This is a genomic window from Kitasatospora sp. MAP12-44 (assembly GCF_029892095.1).
Classification (GTDB): domain Bacteria; phylum Actinomycetota; class Actinomycetes; order Streptomycetales; family Streptomycetaceae; genus Kitasatospora.
Genome location: NZ_JARZAE010000004.1, coordinates 7821432 through 7823340 on the forward strand (window position 1 = coordinate 7821432; position 1909 = coordinate 7823340).

2 protein-coding genes are annotated in these 1909 nt (G+C 68.2%); one reads left to right on the plus strand and one right to left on the minus strand.

Annotated features, from left to right (window positions below):
- The first annotated feature begins 157 nt into the window (after window positions 1-157).
- Complete coding sequence (locus P3T34_RS35645) at window positions 158-1195, plus strand: GDP-mannose 4,6-dehydratase (protein ID WP_280670354.1); 1038 nt, start codon at window positions 158-160, stop codon at window positions 1193-1195.
- 84 nt (window positions 1196-1279) lie between these two features.
- On the opposite strand, the gene P3T34_RS35650 is transcribed toward P3T34_RS35645, so the two are convergent.
- Window positions 1280-1630 (minus strand): hypothetical protein, encoded by a 351-nt coding sequence (locus P3T34_RS35650; RefSeq protein ID WP_280670356.1) that lies wholly within the window; start codon window positions 1628-1630, stop codon window positions 1280-1282.
- Between the last annotated feature and the right edge of the window lie 279 nt (window positions 1631-1909).

Below are 1909 nucleotides of genomic sequence, written 5' to 3' on the forward strand. Positions count from 1 at the left end.
GTTGCGGCGTTGCGGCGTTGCGGCCGAAGTCTCGAAAATTCCTTAGCTTGTTCCGTGTTTCGCTGGCTCTGCCGGGAACGGCCTGCGAGGCACGCGTCCGGGATCGCGGACTTCGACCCCGCGGTAGGAGTAATTCCGTGGCGCGAAAGGGGAACGGATGTCCAAGCGTGCGTTGATCACCGGGGTGACCGGACAGGACGGCTCGTATCTGGCCGAGCACCTGATCGGACTCGGCTACGAGGTCTGGGGACTCAGCAGGGGGCAGGCCAATCCGCGCAAGGACCGGATAGCCCAACTGATCCCCGATCTGCGGTTTGTGGACGGTGACCTGATGGACCAGGGCAGCCTGGTCTCGGCGGTGGACGCTGTCCAGCCGGACGAGGTCTACAACCTGGGGGCCATCTCGTTCGTCCCGATGTCCTGGCAGCAGGCGGAACTCGTCACCGAGGTCAACGGGACCGGTGTGCTGCGGGTGTTGGAGGCGATTCGGCTGGTGAGCGGGCTGAACAAGCCGTCCGCCGGAGGTGACACCTCGGGGCAGATACGCTTCTACCAGGCGTCCTCCTCCGAGATGTTCGGCAAGGTGGCGGAGGCCCCGCAGAGCGAGTCGACGTCCTTCCACCCGCGCAGCCCGTACGGGGTGGCCAAGGCCTACGGGCACTACATCACGCTCAACTACCGTGAGTCCTACGGGATGTACGGCGTATCGGGGATCCTCTTCAACCACGAGTCGCCGCGCCGTGGTGCGGAGTTCGTGACCCGGAAGATCTCGCTGGCGGTCGCGCAGATCAAGCTCGGGCTCCAGGACAAGCTGAGCCTGGGCAACCTGGACGCCGTACGCGACTGGGGCTTCGCCGGCGACTACGTCCGCGCGATGCACCTGATGCTCCAGCAGGACAGCCCGGGTGACTACGTGGTGGGCACCGGGCGGATGCACTCGGTGCGGGACGCGGCGCGGATCGCCTTCGAGTGCGTGGGGCTGGACTGGGAGGAGCATGTCGTGGTCGATCCCGGTCTGGTGAGGCCGGCCGAGGTGGAGACACTCTGTGCGAACTCCTCCAACGCCCGCCGGGAGCTGGGCTGGGAGCCGGAGGTGGGATTCGCCGAACTGATGCGCATGATGGTGGAGTCGGACCTGAACCAGGCTCAACTGGTCCGGGACTACGGCGCGATGCTCTCCGGCGCGCGCTGGTAGCGGGAACGACAACAGCCGAAGCCCGTCAGGCGCCCGGTCCAACGACCGGGCGCCCGACGGGCTTTGGCAGTAAAAAGGAGAAAGCTAGCGGGCCGGGTCGGCCGGCAGCGAATGGGCGGCGGGGGCGGAGAGGGCAAGGATCGCCAGGGCGATGCCGGCGCCACCCGGTCCGAGTCGGGAGACGTACTGCCGCAGCATGGCGTTCTCCTGGGCCAGCGCGGTGGCCGGCAGGCCGACGGCCCGTCGGCCCAGCTGCTGGGCCCGGGCGCAGCGCACCCGCAACCGCAGCTGGGCGATGAGCTGGTGGTCCAGGGCGTCCAGCTCGTCGAGTTCGCCGCCCGGCTCGTCGAGTTCTTCGAGGTCGTCGGGCACGGCGTCTCCGGTGGGGAACACCGGGGACCTCGACGCGTCGCCGTTCAGCACGGTTTCGGGCATGAGGAGATCCTCGTCGATGTCGGTGGTCGAGGTGCTCCCGGCACACCTGTCCGGCACCCCGTGTCTTGCACCCTGCGATCGTCCGCCGACTGCGCCCGGCAAATCCCTAGTCTCGCAGGCCGCCCGCTGCCCCGCCGATCACTAGGGGTTTTCCTGGCGCGGCCGCCAGAGACTGGCCGTTGGTGTGCGGGAATGCGAGCGCTGCGCGTGGGGTCCACGCCGGGTGTCCGAATCGAGTCCCCTGCAGTCCGCCGGTCCTCCAGATGGGTTGAGTTGATG

Excerpts from the sequence above, each read along its gene's own strand:
- P3T34_RS35645 (WP_280670354.1), top strand. The coding sequence starts at position 158 with ATGTCCAAGCGTGCGTTGATCACCGGGGTGACCGGACAGGACGGCTCG.
- P3T34_RS35650 (WP_280670356.1), bottom strand. The coding sequence starts at position 1,630 with ATGCCCGAAACCGTGCTGAACGGCGACGCGTCGAGGTCCCCGGTGTTC.